At 62.4% G+C, this 16,054-nt stretch carries 15 protein-coding genes; 8 read left to right on the forward strand and 7 right to left on the reverse strand.

The genetic code is table 11. The annotated features are described in order from the left end of the window. Nucleotides 1-196 precede the first annotated feature (196 nt). Complete coding sequence (locus tag HKK54_RS11695) at nucleotides 197-658, reverse strand: TIGR02444 family protein (protein WP_169386858.1); 462 nt, start codon at nucleotides 656-658, stop codon at nucleotides 197-199. A gap of 50 nt (nucleotides 659-708) precedes the next feature. Here HKK54_RS11695 and HKK54_RS11700 point away from each other — a divergent pair, with 50 nt between their 5' ends. The 3 genes from HKK54_RS11700 to HKK54_RS11710 all read left to right on the forward strand — a co-directional run bounded on the left by HKK54_RS11700 (nucleotide 709) and on the right by HKK54_RS11710 (nucleotide 3,979). Next, on the forward strand, nucleotides 709-2,619 hold the full coding sequence (locus HKK54_RS11700) for an ATP-binding cassette domain-containing protein (protein ID WP_003208841.1): 1,911 nt from the start codon (nucleotides 709-711) through the stop codon (nucleotides 2,617-2,619). Continuing rightward, complete coding sequence (locus tag HKK54_RS11705; protein ID WP_010167981.1) at nucleotides 2,619-3,182, forward strand: mechanosensitive ion channel family protein; 564 nt, start codon at nucleotides 2,619-2,621, stop codon at nucleotides 3,180-3,182. The genes HKK54_RS11700 and HKK54_RS11705 overlap by 1 nt, the downstream gene beginning before the upstream one ends. Nucleotides 3,183-3,346: 164 nt before the next feature. Then, complete coding sequence (locus HKK54_RS11710) at nucleotides 3,347-3,979, forward strand: LysE family transporter (protein ID WP_003208844.1); 633 nt, start codon at nucleotides 3,347-3,349, stop codon at nucleotides 3,977-3,979. Between the two features lie 138 nt (nucleotides 3,980-4,117). On the opposite strand, the gene HKK54_RS11715 is transcribed toward HKK54_RS11710, so the two are convergent. From HKK54_RS11715 to HKK54_RS11730, 4 genes are read right to left on the reverse strand one after another with little or no spacing between them, the layout of a single operon-like run. After that, nucleotides 4,118-4,861, reverse strand: a complete 744-nt coding sequence (locus tag HKK54_RS11715) for a penicillin-binding protein activator LpoB (RefSeq protein WP_169386859.1) — start codon at nucleotides 4,859-4,861, stop codon at nucleotides 4,118-4,120. A 3-nt stretch (nucleotides 4,862-4,864) separates the two neighbouring features. Further along, the gene (gene lpoB / locus HKK54_RS11720) at nucleotides 4,865-5,452 is read right to left on the reverse strand and encodes a penicillin-binding protein activator LpoB (RefSeq protein ID WP_169386860.1); all 588 of its coding nucleotides are present in this window, start codon (nucleotides 5,450-5,452) and stop codon (nucleotides 4,865-4,867) included. 29 nt (nucleotides 5,453-5,481) lie between these two features. After that, on the reverse strand, nucleotides 5,482-5,853 hold the full coding sequence (locus tag HKK54_RS11725) for a YcfL family protein (protein ID WP_003214024.1): 372 nt from the start codon (nucleotides 5,851-5,853) through the stop codon (nucleotides 5,482-5,484). 10 nt (nucleotides 5,854-5,863) lie between these two features. Beyond that, the gene (locus HKK54_RS11730) at nucleotides 5,864-7,261 is read right to left on the reverse strand and encodes a COG3014 family protein (protein WP_169386861.1); all 1,398 of its coding nucleotides are present in this window, start codon (nucleotides 7,259-7,261) and stop codon (nucleotides 5,864-5,866) included. A gap of 306 nt (nucleotides 7,262-7,567) precedes the next feature. Between HKK54_RS11730 and HKK54_RS11735 the strand changes: the two genes are divergently transcribed. Continuing rightward, on the forward strand, nucleotides 7,568-9,463 hold the full coding sequence (locus HKK54_RS11735) for an FTR1 family protein (protein ID WP_169386862.1): 1,896 nt from the start codon (nucleotides 7,568-7,570) through the stop codon (nucleotides 9,461-9,463). Between the two features lie 2 nt (nucleotides 9,464-9,465). Then, nucleotides 9,466-9,918 carry a YaiI/YqxD family protein gene (locus tag HKK54_RS11740; RefSeq protein WP_010167973.1) on the forward strand — a complete coding sequence of 151 codons (453 nt, stop codon included), beginning with the start codon at nucleotides 9,466-9,468 and terminating at the stop codon, nucleotides 9,916-9,918. On the opposite strand, the gene elbB is transcribed toward HKK54_RS11740, so the two are convergent. After that, the gene (elbB, locus tag HKK54_RS11745) at nucleotides 9,915-10,580 is read right to left on the reverse strand and encodes an isoprenoid biosynthesis glyoxalase ElbB (protein ID WP_010167972.1); all 666 of its coding nucleotides are present in this window, start codon (nucleotides 10,578-10,580) and stop codon (nucleotides 9,915-9,917) included. The genes HKK54_RS11740 and elbB overlap by 4 nt on opposite strands. 115 nt (nucleotides 10,581-10,695) lie before the next feature. On the opposite strand from elbB, the gene HKK54_RS11750 reads away from it, so the two are divergent. After that, a complete protein-coding gene (locus HKK54_RS11750) occupies nucleotides 10,696-11,931 on the forward strand; it encodes a sterol desaturase family protein (RefSeq protein ID WP_169386863.1) in 1,236 nt (411 codons plus the stop codon). Here HKK54_RS11750 and HKK54_RS11755 read toward each other — a convergent pair. Next, nucleotides 11,912-12,550, reverse strand: a complete 639-nt coding sequence (locus tag HKK54_RS11755) for a DedA family protein (protein WP_169386864.1) — start codon at nucleotides 12,548-12,550, stop codon at nucleotides 11,912-11,914. The genes HKK54_RS11750 and HKK54_RS11755 overlap by 20 nt on opposite strands. Nucleotides 12,551-12,779: 229 nt before the next feature. Here HKK54_RS11755 and hemB point away from each other — a divergent pair, with 229 nt between their 5' ends. Next, nucleotides 12,780-13,793, forward strand: coding sequence for a porphobilinogen synthase (gene hemB, locus HKK54_RS11760; RefSeq protein ID WP_169386865.1), 1,014 nt, complete (start codon nucleotides 12,780-12,782; stop codon nucleotides 13,791-13,793). An 18-nt stretch (nucleotides 13,794-13,811) separates the two neighbouring features. Beyond that, on the forward strand, nucleotides 13,812-16,040 hold the full coding sequence (gene ppk1 / locus HKK54_RS11765; protein WP_169386866.1) for a polyphosphate kinase 1: 2,229 nt from the start codon (nucleotides 13,812-13,814) through the stop codon (nucleotides 16,038-16,040). The last annotated feature ends 14 nt before the right edge of the window (nucleotides 16,041-16,054 follow it).

Here is a 16,054-nt window from a genome sequence, read left to right on the forward strand (position 1 = left end):
CAAAACCTGCTGCTGCAAAACCAGCGGTCAAGCCAGCCGCCGCCAAGCCTGCACCGGCCAAGCCAGCGACGCCAGCGACGCCAGCTGCAAAGCCTGCGACCCCGGCCGCACCTGCTGCCAGCACCGCAGCGCCAACCGCTCCGGCCAGCAGCACGCCTGCACCGGCAGCGCCAAGCGTCACCCCAACCAGCGCTTCCTAAGTGCCGGTGACCGAGGCGCGCAGCTGATGCAGCGCGTCGTGGTCAAGGTTGGCGGCTTCGGCCGCCAGTCCTTCAAGCCACGCTTGAGTTCCCCCCTCGGCCCTCGGCCAACCCTGCGTCACGTCTTCCAGGCGCGATAAGAGCAGCCGCTCTGCTTCCAGTTCCAAAGCCTTGACCTGTTCCCGCAACGCTCCCAGCTCAGCGTCGTGCTGCGCCATGGCCCGCCATTGCGTGCGTACCTGCCGCAGCGGTTCAACCACCTCGGCCTGCCACGGCCCGGCTATTTGCCGCAGTGCCTGCAAACGCGACGGCTGCGGCGCCACACCACGTTGCTCCAGCCATAGCCCGCACAGCACCAGGCACACATCAGCCCCTTGCGCCTGCAAGCGCAGGCACGCGTCCTCGACGCCCGGGCGGGCGTAAGTCGAGAGGGCAAAGCTCCACAGGTCAGCGCACATATTCACACCCAAGCCAGCGGCCAACGAAGCTGGTAGACTCCGCCGCCATTATGATCCGACTTCAAAGCCTAACATTACAGCGTGGCCCGCAACGTCTTCTTGAAGACGCCGAGCTGACCCTGCACGCCGGTCACAAAGCCGGCCTGATCGGTGCCAACGGCGCCGGCAAATCCACGTTGTTCGCCTTGCTGCTGGGTGAGCTGACGCCCGACTCCGGGGATTGTCTGCTGCCCGCCGACTGGCGCATCGCCCATATGCGCCAGGAGATCGACACCCTCGACCGCATTGCGATCGACTACGTGCTCGATGGCGACCTGCGCCTGCGCCAGGTGCAACACGACCTCGCCGAGGCCGAGAAAGCCCAGGACGGCGCCGCACAGGCCCGCCTGCACTCGGAACTGGACAGCGCCGACGGCTACACCGCCGACGCCCGCGCCCGCAAGATGCTTGCCGGCCTGGGCTTTACCAACGAACAGATGGATCGCCCCGTCGCCGACTTCTCCGGCGGCTGGCGCATGCGCCTGAACCTGGCCCAGGCGCTGATGTGCCCGTCAGACCTGTTGCTGCTCGATGAGCCGACCAACCACCTGGACCTTGATGCGATCCTGTGGCTGGAAGACTTCCTGAAAAGCTACCCGGGCACCTTGCTGCTGATTTCCCACGACCGGGATTTCCTCGACGCCGTGGTGGACAACATTGCCCACGTCGACCAGAAGAAAATCACCCTGTACCGCGGCGGCTACAGCGCCTTCGAGCGCGCCCGTGCCGAACGCCTGGCCCAGCAACAGCAGGCCTACGAGAAGCAGCAGGCGCAACGCGCGCACATGGAAAGCTACATCGCCCGGTTCAAGGCCCAGGCCACCAAGGCCCGTCAGGCCCAGAGCCGCATCAAGGCGCTGGAGCGCATGGAAGAACTGTCGGCGGCCCACGTCGATTCACCGTTCGACTTTGTGTTCCGCGAGTCGGTGAAAATTTCCAGCCCGCTGCTGGACCTGTCCGACGCTCGCCTGGGCTATGGCGACAAGACCATCCTTGAGAAGGTCAAGTTGCAGCTCACCCCCGGCGCGCGGATCGGCCTGCTCGGCCCCAACGGGGCGGGCAAGTCGACCCTGATCAAAAACCTCTCGGGCGAATTGCAGCCCCTGGCCGGTCGCCTGGTGCGCGGTGAGAACCTGGTGGTGGGCTACTTCGCCCAGCACCAACTGGACTCCCTCGATGCCAAGGCCAGCCCGCTGCTGCACCTGCAACGCCTGGCGCCGACCGAGCGCGAACAGACCCTGCGGGACTTCCTCGGTGGTTTCGACTTCCGTGGTGCGCGCATCGACGAGCCGGTGCTGAATTTCTCCGGTGGCGAAAAGGCCCGCCTGGCCCTGGCGTTGATCGCCTGGGACCGGCCAAACCTGTTGCTGCTCGATGAACCGACCAACCACCTGGACCTGGAAATGCGCCTCGCGCTGACCATGGCCCTGCAAGAGTTCAGCGGCGCGGTGTTGGTGGTGTCTCACGATCGGCACCTGCTCAAGAGCACGACCGATAACTTCCTGCTGGTGGCTGACGGCAAGGTCGAGGAATTCGACGGCGACCTGGAAGACTACGCCCGTTGGCTGTCGGACTACCGCTTGCGCAACGCGCCGGTCAGCAACACGCCGGTTAACCCGGACAAGACCGACAAGAAGGCCCAGCGCCAGGCTGCCGCTGCATTGCGCCAGCAACTGGCCCCGCACAAGCGCGAAGCCGACAAGCTGGAAGCCGAGTTGGGCAAGATCCACGAGAAGCTGGCGAAGATCGAAACCAGCCTCGGCGACAGCGCCGTATACGAGCCGGCCCGCAAGGATGAATTGCGTGACCTGCTGGCTGAACAGGCCAAGCTCAAGGTGCGTGAAGCCCAGTTGGAGGAGACCTGGATGGAAGCCCTCGAACTGCTGGAATCCTTGCAGGCGGAGCTGGAGGCGCTGTCCTGATGGAAGCGCTGCAACTGCCGCTGCCGGCACAATGGGTCGCGCCGATCTGGGTGGCCGTGCAAATTCTGCTGATCCTGCTGGCCGGCTACTTCGCCCAGCGTTTCGTCGCCAAATGCCTGAATCGCCTGGGGGAACGTTATCCGTTCCCGCCGCAGTTGCTGATGCCCCTGCGCGGCGGCCTGCGCTGGCTGATCATGGGCAGTGCGCTGATATTCGTGCTGGAGCGCCTGGGCGTGTCCGCCACGGTGTTGTGGACGGCGTTGTCGGGCTTTGTGGCAGTGGCGGCGGTGGCGTTCTTCGCCATGTGGTCGGTGTTGTCCAACCTGCTGTGCGCCATCCTGATCTTCACCGTCGGGCCGTTTCGCCTCGGTGATGTGGTCGAGTTGGTGGACACGGTCGACAAGCCCGGCGTCAAAGGCCGGGTGGTGGCGATCAACCTGCTCTACACCACGCTGATCGAAGTCGAAGAGGCCGGAACGGGCAGCGTCATGGTGCAAGTACCCAACAGCCTGTTCTTTCAGCGCTCGGTGCGCCGCTGGCGCGGCAGTGACGTGCTGCCTTAACCTGTGGCGAGGGAGCTTGCTCCCGGCTTTTTTTGGGGCCGCTGCGCAGCCCAGCGGGAGCAAGCTCCCTCGCCACAAAGGCGCAACCCAAAATTTTTGTAGCCATTTCTCGGCCGGCAGCGTTAGTTTAGAAACATTCAGCAAACTAAGCTCTGAGGTGGGTAATGGCACTCGACACGTGGCTGGCCTTTTTCCTGGCCAGTTGGATCATCAGTCTCTCTCCTGGCGCTGGCGCCATTGCGTCGATGTCCAGCGGCCTGCAATACGGTTTCCTGCGCGGCTACTGGAATGCCCTGGGCCTGCAACTGGGCCTGGCGATGCAAATCGCCGTGGTGGCCGGCGGCCTCGGTGCGATTCTCGCGGCATCCTCCACGGCGTTCTATGCGATCAAGTGGTTTGGCGTGGCTTACCTGGTGTATCTCGCCATCAAGCAATGGCGCGCGCTGCCCACCGACCTTAGCGATGACGCGGCGATTCGCCCGATCGGCAAGCCGATGGCGATGATGTTCCGTGGGTTCCTGGTCAACGCCAGCAACCCCAAGGCCCTGGTGTTCATGCTGGCGGTGTTGCCGCAGTTCGTGAACCCGCAGGCGCCGCTGCTGAACCAATACCTGATCCTGGGCGCGACAATGATCTGCGTGGACATGATCGTGATGGCTGGCTACACCGGGCTGGCCTCGAAAGTGTTGCGCCTGTTGCGCACACCGAAGCAGCAGAAGCGCATGAACCGTACGTTTGCCGGGTTGTTCGTGGGCGCGGCGGGGTTCCTGGCCAGCTTGCATCGCGCAACGGCGTAACTGACCAAACCGGATCAAACATGTGGGAGCGGGCTTGCCTGCGATAGCGTCACCCTGGTGTAACTGATACACCGAGGCGTCTGCATCGCAGGCAAGCCAGCTCCCACATTGGTTTTGCGTTGCCCGTGCGTTTGGTAATCAGCGCAAGATCTTCGGCGCTTCATCCCGTGGCAGGTTATTGCGCAATGCAGGCTGCCCAGGTGCTTCCTGATTACCACCGCCGAGTTGTTCGGCCAACTGCCGTGCCACATCCTCTCCCAACGCCTTCGACACTTCTCGCACCACACGCGGCCGGTTCAGGCTCACACGCACGTCACGGTTGTTCACCAGCTTGGTGTCCTGACCTTCGCCCATGGCGGTAAACGCCGAGGTGATTTCGAAGGTGCGGGTGTTGATCAGGCTGAAATCTGCCACCAGCGTCAGGCCCAGCACCGCCGAATAGCTGTTGGTGTGGTCCAGCGCATTCACATCCTGGGTGAAGTCGATGTCCGACAAGGTGCCGAACAGCACGTAGTCCGCGCCCTTGAAGTTGCCGGCCTTGATCCGCTTGATCACGTCGTACACATCGCCCTTGGCGTCAGCCGTGTAAGGCGTGCCCTGCACCAGCTGGAACTGTCGGGACTTGAGGATTTCACCCTTGATGTCGCCGCTGAACTTGCGCAGCTCGGTTTGCTCGATGTAGCTGGTGCGGCTTTCGTACTCGCTGTAGCTCGACCCGCCGCTGGCGTTGTAGGCGCTGGCCTGGAAGTTGTTGCTGGCCGCGACCTGGTGGATGTACTCCTCCACCCGGGCCTCGTAGGCCAGGTCGGTTACCGCGATCTTCGGTGCGGCCGAGGCGCCAAAGGCGCACAGCAGGCCGATCATGCCGATCCATGCACGCATTGCTTAGCGCTCCGTGGTCTTGCGGATTTCTTTTTCGTCCATCCATTCGGCCAGGCCGCTTTCCACGTCAACCAGTTGCAGGCTGAACTTGTAGAACACGTCCTTGTAGTCCGAGCTGCGCTTGACGATGGAACTGATGGAGCCTTCCAGGCGGTACTTGGCGGCGACCATGTTGCCGGTCTTGCTGACGGTCGACTTCTTGTACAGGCCGCTCTGGTTCTGCAACTTCAACTGGTCGACCTGGCTTTGCATGTCGGTGTTGTCGCTGGCGAAGCGGGCGGTGCTGGTCTTCATCAGCTGGGTCTTGATCGACGTGGTGATCTCGCGGGTGTCGATGTACTCGCTGGTTTTGTTCTTCACGTCATACACCTGCACCACCGGGCGGCCCTGGAGAATGCCGGACTGTGCCAGGGAGCGGGTCATGCTTTCGGCGATCATCTGCAGGTCGGTGGAACCGAACTCGTTGGTCACCAGTTCCACGGCCTTGGTGTCGCCGTAGCTGATGTTTTTACCGCCCAGTACCGGCGAGGTGTTGGCGCAGCCGCTGGCCAGAACGGCCACCACGGCGAGGAACGAGAAGCGTGCAAACATGGGGAACTCTCTTAAAAAGGGTGGACGGCTCAAGGGGTTTTGACTTCAAGACGGAAGTCCGCCGCCTGGGGCAGGTTGGCGATGGCCGGCAGGAAGGTCGCCTGGTTTGCGTAGAGGTTCAGCACCTTCCAGGTCTCTTCGTCGCCCACCGGAAAACCATCGGCGCCCAGCCAGGCGAAGCGGTAATACATCATCTGGTTGCTGCTGGTGATGTTGCTCAGCTGCACCTTGGCGGTCAGGAAACCGTTTTCCCGAGCGACGCGGATAGCGCCCACGGCGATGCCCTTGAACTTGCCCATCACCACGATTTTGCTCGCGGCGCTGCCGGGTTCCGGCGGGGGCGGGGTGGCGCAGCCGGCCAGCAGGATCAGCGCCAGGGCGCCGAGGATGAAATGACGCATAGCGTGCTCCTTAAGGTTGTTTGAGAGTGGCGACTGCCTGGGGCGGATGGCTCTGCACCACGTGGGCCGCAAGACCGCCGGCGAATACCTGGTTGCCGACCACGCGCAGGGTGATCACCTGATAGCGCTGGTCCGCCTTGACCGTCACCAGCGTGCCGCCCAGGGCGTTGGGCAGGCTGACCTGATGCTCGCCGTGCTTGAGGCGCAGGCGTGTCACCTGGGTCATGTCCGGCAAAGTGCGCCAGGTGCGGGTGTCGGCGCCTTCGGTGACGGCCGAGGCGATACCGAGTACCAGGCCGGCCATCGGGTTGGTCTTGTTCAGGTTGTTCTGGGTGATACCGCGAGTGACGGCGCGCACGGTGGTGCGCAGGATGATGCCCGGCATGTCATCCCGCAGGGCGCGGCGGGACATGGCGGTGGTGCTGTTGAGGGCGGTGAGGTTCTGCTGCTGGCCGTCGACACCGATCTGGGCGAAGGTCGCCGTGGTGGTGTCGGGCTTGATCACCGGGAACGACAGCGGGGTGATCACCAGGTGGCCGTCGATGGGGATCGGCAGGGGCAGGCGAATCGAGTCGCGGGCCGGTGCCAGGCCGCTTTGCACCACGATCAGCACGTCGGTCTCATCGGCGCCGACTTTGGATTTATCCAGGTCGAGCAGGGCCTGCTCCAGCAGCGGTGTGTTGGGGCGCAGTTCGGCGGCCTTGCGATAACCCGGTGCGGCCAGGTCCTTTTCGCCCAGGGCTTCGTAGACGAAACCGGCCAGGTAATGGCTGAACGCACTCTGGTAGCTGTTCTTCAGGCCCACCACTTCCGGGGCATTGAGGCTTTCCACCGGGTATCCGCGCAGGTCCTTGAACTGGGTCGCGATGCCCTGGCGCTCGGCTTCGTTTTCGCTCTTGAGGTATTCCTTGTCCCGAAGGTCTGCAATCACCGCTTCGCGTTCGTGGGTCTTCTTGATTTCGGTTCGGGCGCCGTCGAAGTCATTCAGTGCCAGCAGGTTCAGGGCCATCTGCGTGGTGAGCATGACTTTTTCGTAGTCGTAGCCTTCGTAGCGGCGGACCTTGTCATTGACCAGAAAGGCGCCGAACTGCGCGAGGTACTTGTCGGTGTCGAACTTGACCGATTCTTCCCACTTGTAGACTTGCAGGTCGGCACTGCGCCAGGCGGTCTGGCTGCCGGTCAGGTCGCCCTTGGCCCGCAGCAATTCGCCCTTTTCGAAGTAGTAGAGAAGGTCTTTGTCGTCGCCGGTGTTGTTCTTCTCAAGCAGGGTCAGCGCGCCGTCGACATTGCCGGTGGCCAACTGCTGGTTGGTGGCTTGCAGCTCGGTGTCGTAGCTGCGAAACATCGAACAACCGGACAACAACGTGACCGCCGCGAGCGCGAGCGAGGTAAAGGCGCGAGATGCCATCGAAGAGCTTCTTCCCTGAACGTAATCGGCCGAATGTGCTGGTCGGGCCGAATCACCCATGGCAGGAGCGCGTAGCGACCCTGCCAATTCCTCATAAAAAGAGGAGCCGAAATGCCAATTCGCAATAACGAAGGCGCGGCATTATAAGCTGCATTGCTGGCAAAACAATGGCCTTTTGGATCCGTTTTTCGATGAGATGCCACTACCTCTGTGTTGGGATTCCCACTCCCAAATCACTAACGCCTTGAGTCAAAGCCCTTAAGGTTTGACAATGTGTTACTTCGTATTTCCCTTTGAGATTCATTCATGATTGCCCCCTTCCGTTTTCTTGCCTGGCTGGTGTTGCCGGCGTTGATGTCGTGCAGTTTCAACCTGCTGGCCGCAACTGCCGAGGGTGCCCCCCAGGCCCTGCATTTACTGGACTACATCGGCGCGGACTACCCGCCGACGGTGGAGGCGGGCAAGGTCATCGATGATTCGGAATACCGCGAACAGGTGGAGTTTCTTGGGGTTTTGCAGGGGTTGGTGGCTGAGCTACCGGAAAAACCCGAGCGCGCCGAGCTGATAAAAGGCGTGGATGAACTGCTCGCAGCCGTGACGGCCCATCAGGATGGCGCGGCGGTTGCCCATCAGGCCCGGCAATTGGGCGCCAAGCTGGCGGTGGCATATGAAGTCAGCCAGGCCCCGGCCATTACCCCCGACCCGACCCGTGGCGCGCCGCTGTATGCCCAGAACTGCTCGGTGTGCCACGGCGCCTCTGGCGCGGGTGATGGCCCGGCAAGCGTCGGCATGACCCCGCCGCCCGCCAACCTGCGGGACGCGGCACGCCTCGACCGCTTGAGCCTCTACGCGATCTACAACACCCTTGGGCTGGGCGTGGAAGGCACCGACATGCCGTCTTTCGCCGATCAACTGGACGACCGCCAGCGCTGGGACCTGGCCACCTACATCGCCGGCTTCACCGCCGACCCGGCTGCCGCGAAAAGCGAAAAGTCCTTCAACCTCGCCGACCTTGCGCGCCAGACCCCCAATGAAGTGCTGGCCGCCGAAGGCCCGGACGCCGTCGCCACCTTCCGTGCCCAGCGCGCCCAACCGCCGCAGGTCAAGCGTGGCCCGGCGCAGTTGCTCGACTACACCGCGGCCACCCTCGACAAAAGCCTCGCGGCCTTTCGTAATGGCGAGCACGAGCAGGCCTACGACCTTTCGGTAGCCGCTTACCTGGAGGGTTTCGAGCTGGTTGAAAGCTCCCTCGACAATGTCGACGCCAACGTGCGCAAGGACACCGAAAAGGCCCTGATGGCCTACCGGCAGTCCTTGCAGGACGGTTTGCCGATCGAGCAGGTCCAGCAGCGCCTGGACGTGGCCAAGGGCAAGCTCACCGAATCTGCCGGGCTGCTGGGCAGCGATGGCCTGAGTTGGTCCCTGAGCTACATCTCCGGTTTGCTGATCCTGCTGCGCGAAGGCCTGGAAGCGATTCTGGTGCTGGCGGCGATCCTCGCGTTCCTGCGTAACACCGGCCAGCAATCGGCGGTGCGCAGCGTCAACGTCGGCTGGGGCCTGGCGCTGTTGGCCGGTCTGGCCACCTGGGCGTTGGCGGCGTATGTGATTGACGTCAGCGGTGCCCAGCGTGAGTTGCTGGAAGGCTGCACCGCGCTGTTTGCCAGCGTGATGGTGCTGTGGCTCGGGGTTTGGATGCACGACCGCCGTCACGCAGCGGCCTGGCAGGACTACATCAAGAGCAGCCTGGTGGGCGGTGGCGGGCGCTTCGGTTTTGCCATGCTGGCGTTCTTCTCGGTGTACCGCGAGCTGTTCGAAGTGATCCTGTTCTACGAAACCCTGTGGCTGCAGGCCGGCCCGGCCGGGCACAACGCGGTTTTGGCTGGTGGTGCCACGGCGCTGGTGCTGTTGGTGGGCCTGGCCTGGGTGATTCTGCGGGGCTCGGCGAAACTGCCGCTGGCGCTGTTCTTCGGCATCAACGCGGCGTTGCTGTGCGCGCTGTCGGTGGTGTTTGCAGGGCATGGCGTCAAGGCGTTGCAGGAAGCCGGGATCTTCGGTACCCGGCCGGTGGCGTTCTTTGACTTTGACTGGCTGGGTATCCACGCCGATGCGTATTCGTTGGGTGCCCAGGCCGTGGCCATCCTGGCGATTGTGGTGCTGTACGGCCGCAGCCGCCTGGCTGAAAAACGCCGCGTGGTGGCCTAGCCATGCGCGTGTGGATCGATGCCGACGCCTGCCCGCGGGCGGCCAAGGATCAGGTGGTGAAGTTCGCCCTCAAGCGCCAGTTTGAAGTGGTGCTGGTGGCCGGGCAGAGCCAGATCAAGCCGAGCTTCGCGTGTGTGAAGCTGATCGTGGTGCCCAGCGGCCCGGACGCCGCCGATGACTACCTGGTGGAGCACGCGGTGCCCGGCGAGTTGGTGATCTGCAGCGATGTGCCGCTGGCCGACCGCCTGGTGAAGAAGGGCGTGACGGCGCTGGACCCGCGAGGCAAGGAGTTCAGTCCGCAAAACATGAGCGAGCGGCTGGCGGTGCGTAACCTGTTCACCGACCTGCGCGAGCAAGGCCAGATGGGCGGTGGTCCGCCGCCCCATGGGGACAAGGAGAAGCAGGCGTTTGCCAACTCACTGGATCGGATTCTGACCCGGTTGATGAAGGCTTAGTCGTTCTCGTGGGTCAGCTCCAGCACCCGGTCCACCAGCTTGTTGATGCCTGACGCCACTTCGCTGATGCGCTTGCCCAGCATGTAGGCCGGGGTGCTCACCAGCTTGCGCGCTTTGTCTTCGACGATGTCGTCTACGGCGCATTCCTGGTGGGTGGCGCCCATCTTGTCCATGGCGGCCGCAGTGTCGGCATCGTTGCCGATGGTGCAGGTCACGCCCGGGCCATAGATCTTCGCTGCGAGGGCCGGCGAGATGCAGATCAGCCCGACTGGCTTGCCCGCTTCGGCAAACGCCTCAGCCAGTTCCAGCACCTGCGGGTTGACGCTGCAGCCGGCGCCTTCCACGGCAAAGTTCGACAGGTTTTTTGCCGCACCAAACCCGCCGGGCACGATCAGCGCGTCGAAATCCTCGGCGTTGGCGTCACGGATGTCCTTCACCTCGCCCCGGGCAATGCGCGCCGACTCCACCAGCACGTTGCGCGACTCGGGCATTTCCTCGCCCGTCAGGTGGTTGATCACATGCAACTGGGCAATGTTCGGTGCAAAACACTGCACCTCCGCGCCGCGCTGGTCCAGGCGCAGCAGGGTGATCACGCTTTCATGAACCTCGGCCCCGTCGTACACGCCACAGCCGGAAAGGATCACTGCAATCTTTTTGCTCATGGGCATTTCTCCTGATTCATGGCGTTAAATGTCTACTCATTTGTCACTCATTGCCAATGGGATATCCAGCCGCTACACCTACTCTAGATGTAACAATAATTGACCGGACTTGCCCATGGACTTCGTCCCTTACGCGGTACCGTTTTTCATTGCGTTGATTGTGGTCGAGCTGCTGGCCGACTACCGGCGCGGCCAGCGCAACTACCGGGTGGCCGACGCCATCAACAGCCTCAGCACCGGCGTGTTGTCCACCACAACAGGGCTGCTGACCAAAGGGGTGGGCATCCTCACCTACGCTTTCGCCCTCAAGCACCTGGCGATCATCGAACTGTCGGCCCAGAGCGTCTGGACCTGGGTGTTCGCCTTCGTGTTCTACGACTTCTGCTACTACTGGCTGCATCGCATGGGCCATGAGCGCAACATCCTCTGGGCCGCCCATTCTGTGCATCACCAGAGCGAGGACTACAACCTCAGCACCGCCTTGCGCCAGACCAGCACCGGCTTCCTGCTGAGCTGGATCTTCTACCTGCCGCTGGCCGTACTCGGCGTCCCGCTGGTGGTGTTTATCAGCGTGGCTTCCCTCAACCTGCTGTATCAATTCTGGGTGCATACGCGCCATGTGCCCAAGCTCGGCTGGTACGAGTGGTTCTTCGTCACGCCATCCAATCATCGGGCCCACCATGCACAGAACGCTCTCTACATGGATCGCAACTACGGCGGGGTGTTCATTATTTGGGACCGCCTGTTCGGCTCTTTCCAGGAAGAAGACGACAACGAGCCGGTGATCTTTGGCGTGACCACGCCGTTGGCCAGCTGGAACCCGCTGTGGGCCAACTTGCAGTTTTATGCACAGCTGTGGAGTGACGCGCGGCGTACTGAAAGCGGGTGGGACAAGCTGCGTATCTGGTTCATGCGCACCGGCTGGCGCCCGGCGGATGTGGCGGCGAAGTACCCGATGGCCAAGCCGGACTTGAGCCAGTTCCGTAAATTCGAGGTGCCGCTGGATGGGCGCCAACAGATTTACATCGCCCTGCAGTTTGCCGCGTACGTGGGGTTTGGCAGCTATCTGATGAATTTTGGCGAGGGTTTGCCGACCGCCGCCCTGGTGTTGGGCTGGAGCGCGATGGCGTTGGGGTTGTTCACCCTGGGTGTGGCTTTGGAGAATCGCCCGTGGGCGCTGAAGGCCGAGCTGGTGCGCCTGGCGTTGAATGTGCCATTGGTGTGGCTGGCGCCGCTGGTGGGGCTGTGGCCGGCCAGCTCTTTGGGCTGGCTGGGCCTGGTCAGTTACAGCTTGCTCAGCGGCATTGGCCTCTACTGTTGCAGAGGCCGGCTTACTCGACTGGCGTCGTAGGCTTTTCGGTCTTTTCCGGTTCGCCTGCCGCCAGGCGAACCTTTTCGGCGGCGCAGGCTTCACGGGTCAGGCGGGCGTTCTTGATGCGCCGGCGTAGCCACAGGCCCAGGCCCAGCACCAGCAGTGCGCCCAGTACCCACAGCTCATACTTCTTGACGCTGCCCAGCATGCCTTCCAATACCGCGCCAAAATGGTAAGCCGCAGCCCCCAGCGCGGCGGCCCATACGGCGGCGCCAATCCCGTTGAGCAACAGGTAGCGTCCCGGCGGGTAGCCCGACAAGCCAATGGCCACCGGCATCACGGTGCGCAAACCGTAGACAAAGCGGAAGCTCAGCACCCAGATGTCCGGGTGCTTGCGGATATGTTCCAGCGCGCGATCGCCCAGCAATTGCCAGCGCGGTTTGCGTGCCAACAGCTTGCGGCCGTGCTTGCGCCCCAGGAAGTACCACAACTGGTCGCCGGCGTAGCTGCCGAAAAAGGCAACGACCACCACCAGGTTGATATCCATGTATCCACGGAACGCCAGGAAGCCTGCGAGAACCAGAATGGTTTCGCCTTCGAAGAAGGTGCCTAGGAACAGCGCAAAGTAGCCGAAGTCATGCAGAAATTGTTGAAGCATGGTCTGGGTGCTGGCGAAATGAACGCGCAGCCTACGCCTTCGTGAACATTCATGAAAGTATCGAGATGTGTCACGAAGTGAACAATTCTTACATAAACGACGAATGCGACTACAGGTCGCACGACTGTTGCCTTACGGTGTATGAGCTAACCACAACTGTAATTCCTTCGTCATAATGGCCGCTTATAACTGTCACGCTCGCCCGTCAAGCCGGGCTCAGGAGTCTGCCGTGAGCTTTACCCCCGCCAACCGTTTGTTTCCCGCCACCCGTCTGCGTCGCAACCGTCGTGATGATTTTTCACGTCGTCTGGTGCGTGAAAACGTCCTGACGGTGAATGATCTGATCCTGCCGGTGTTTGTGCTGGACGGTGAAAATCGTCGGGAAGCGGTGGCGTCGATGCCGGGTGTGGAGCGCTTGACCATTGATGTGCTGCTCGAAGAGGCGGCGAACTGGGTCGAACTGGGGATTCCGGCGCTGGCGCTGTTTCCGGTCACGCCGTCCGGGTTCAAGTCCCTGGACGCCGCCGAAGCCTGGAACCCGGACGGTATCGCCCAGCGCGCCACCCGTGCCTTGCGTGAACGCTTTCCGGAACTGGGGGTGATCACCGACGTGGCCCTGGACCCGTTCACCACCCACGGTCAGGATGGCATTCTCGACGAAGAAGGCTATGTTCAGAACGACATCACCGTTGATGCGCTGGTCAAGCAGGCCTTGTCCCATGCGGCGGCGGGTGCCCAGGTGGTGGCGCCGTCAGACATGATGGACGGCCGCATCCAGGCGATTCGCGAAGCGCTCGAGCTGGCCGGCCACGTCAACGTACGAATCATGGCCTACTCGGCCAAATACGCCAGCGCCTACTACGGCCCGTTCCGCGATGCGGTGGGCTCGGCGCTGAACCTGGGCAAGGCCAACAAGGCCTCGTACCAGATGGACCCGGCCAACAGCCACGAAGCCCTGCACGAAGTGGCGGCAGACCTGGCCGAAGGCGCCGACATGGTCATGGTCAAGCCCGGGATGCCGTACCTCGACATCCTTTATCGGGTCAAAGAGGAATTCAAGGTGCCGACCTTTGTCTATCAGGTGAGCGGTGAATACGCCATGCACATGGCCGCGATCCAGAATGGTTGGTTGAGTGAAGGGGTGATTCTTGAATCCCTGACTGCCTTTAAACGCGCGGGTGCTGATGGCATCCTGACTTACTTCGCCGCCCGCGCCGCCCAATTGCTTAGAGAGCAACAATAGCCCTCACAGGAACACTCGATGAATACCGAAGGACTCACAGAAGTTGCCGTAAAAGACGCTCACCCGGTGGTCGAACAAGTCACCGAGACCCCGCCGGAGCTGGAGCCGGCTCCACCCGTTGCGGTAGCCGAAACGCCAGCTGCCGCGCCGGCGCCGGTGGTTGCGATTACCAACCTGGATGACAGCAGCCTGTACATCCATCGCGAGCTGTCACAACTGCAATTCAACATCCGCGTGCTGGAACAGGCACTGGATGAGTCCTACCCCTTGCTGGAACGGCTGAAGTTTTTGCTGATTTTCTCCAGCAACCTGGACGAGTTCTTCGAGATTCGTGTCGCCGGCCTTAAAAAGCAGATCACCTTCGCCCGTGAACAAGCCGGCGCCGACGGCCTGCAACCGCATCAGGCCCTGGCGCGTATCAGCGAGCTGGTGCACGGCCACGTGGACCGCCAATACGCGATCCTCAACGACATCCTGTTGCCGGAACTGGAAAAACATCAGGTCCGCTTCATCCGTCGCCGCTACTGGACCACCAAGCTCAAGACCTGGGTACGCCGCTTCTTCCGCGACGAAATCTCGCCGATCATCACCCCGATCGGCCTCGACCCGACGCACCCGTTCCCGTTGCTGGTGAACAAGAGCCTGAACTTCATCGTCGAGCTGGAAGGTATCGACGCCTTCGGTCGCGACTCGGGCCTTGCGATTATCCCGGCGCCACGGTTGCTGCCACGGATTATCAAGGTACCGGAAGAGGTGGGGGGGCCTGGCGATAACTATGTATTCCTTTCGTCGATGATCCACGCTCACGCCGACGACCTGTTCCAGGGCATGAAGGTCAAGGGCTGCTACCAGTTCCGCCTGACCCGTAACGCCGACCTCGCGCTGGACTCCGAAGACGTCGAAGACTTGGCCCGTGCCCTGCGCGGCGAACTGTTCTCCCGTCGCTACGGCGACGCAGTACGTCTTGAAGTGGCGGACACCTGCCCGAAACACCTGTCCGACTACTTGCTCAAGCAGTTCAACCTGAGCGAGAGCGAGCTGTATCAAGTCAACGGTCCGGTGAACCTCACGCGCCTGTTCAGCATTACGGGCCTGGACAGCCACCCGGAGCTGCAATACAAGCCGTTCACCCCGCAGATCCCGAAACTGCTGCAAAACAGCGAGAACATCTTCAGCGTGGTAAGCAAGCAGGACATTCTGCTGCTGCACCCGTTCGAGTCCTTCACCCCGGTGGTCGACCTGTTGCGCCAGGCCGCCAAGGACCCGCACGTGCTGGCTGTGCGCCAGACCCTGTACCGCTCCGGCGCCAACTCGGAAATCGTCGATGCGCTGGTAGACGCCGCGCGTAACGGCAAGGAAGTGACGGCGGTGATCGAACTGCGCGCGCGGTTCGACGAGGAATCCAACCTGCAACTGGCCAGCCGGCTGCAAGCGGCCGGCGCGGTGGTGATCTACGGCGTGGTCGGCTTCAAGACCCACGCCAAGATGATGCTGATCCTGCGCCGCGAAGCCGGTGAGATCGTGCGTTACGCCCACTTGGGGACCGGCAACTACCACGCCGGCAACGCCAAGCTCTACACCGACTACAGCCTGCTGACTTCCGATGACGCCTTGTGTGAAGACGTCGGCAAACTGTTCAGCCAGTTGATCGGCATGGGCAAGACGTTGCGCATGAAGAAGCTGCTGCACGCGCCGTTCACCCTGAAGAAGGGCATGCTCGACATGATTGCCCGCGAGACCCAGTTCGCCCTCGACGGCAAGCCGGCGCACATCATAGCCAAGTTCAACTCGCTGACCGATCCGAAGATCATCCGCGCGTTGTACAAGGCCAGCCAGTCGGGCGTACGTATCGACCTGGTGGTGCGTGGCATGTGCTGCCTGCGTCCGGGCATCGCCGGGGTTTCCCATAACATCCACGTGCGTTCGATCATCGGGCGCTTCCTGGAGCACACGCGGGTGTTCTACTTCCTCAACGGCGGCGAGGAGCAGATGTTCCTCTCCAGCGCCGACTGGATGGAGCGCAACCTCGACAAGCGTGTGGAGACGTGCTTCCCGGTGGAAGGCAAGAAGCTGATCATGCGGGTCAAGAAGGAGCTGGAGAGTTACCTCACCGACAACACCCACAGCTGGAGCCTGCAGTCGGACGGGCGCTACGTGCGCAACACCCCGACCGGCAACCAGAACCCGCGCAGCGCCCAGGCGACGTTGCTGGAGAAGCTGGGCAGCCCGATTCTGACGGTGAATTGAGGCTGGAGTTGGCG

It is taken from the genome of Pseudomonas sp. ADAK13 (assembly GCF_012935715.1).
Classification (GTDB): domain Bacteria; phylum Pseudomonadota; class Gammaproteobacteria; order Pseudomonadales; family Pseudomonadaceae; genus Aquipseudomonas.